The 405-nt window shown below is 45.9% G+C and carries 1 protein-coding gene; it reads right to left on the reverse strand.

The features are described from left to right. Positions 1-395, reverse strand: a 395-nt coding sequence (locus KDM89_RS20095) for a class I SAM-dependent methyltransferase (RefSeq protein ID WP_212689646.1), incomplete at its 3' end; no start/stop codon positions are given. Positions 396-405: the final 10 nt, after the last annotated feature.

Consider the following 405-nt stretch of genomic DNA (forward strand, 5'->3'; position numbering starts at 1 on the left):
TCAGTAAAATCACCATGAATCGCTGAAGTCGGCACGTTCCTCGGCGAGTTTTTCGACAAAAAGCTTTCTAGCCTGGCAAATGCCTGATCATTTTTTTCGACGTAGACGGCGCGAAACTTCACCGGTTTGTTGACGGCTTTGAGCGCGTACTGCACTTTTGACAGCAGATTCATCGAGATCGCAATTGAAGTCGATCCCAGATCATTACTTTCGTCTTGCCAAGGACCGGCAAAGCAATCAACAAAAATGATTTCATCATGTCCTAATAGATTGGCGCTCCATCCCACGATGTAAAGCAACCGCTCAAGATACCCATCAAGCAGCAAGTGCTTTATGTACGCTTGCTCCCGTCCCACGTAAGCTGTGGGAATGATCTCATGAGGATTAAATTTCATCTATTTAGCC

It is taken from the genome of Cognatundibacterium luofuense, from assembly GCF_018139685.1.
Lineage (GTDB): Bacteria > Pseudomonadota > Gammaproteobacteria > Burkholderiales > Burkholderiaceae_D > Undibacterium > Undibacterium luofuense.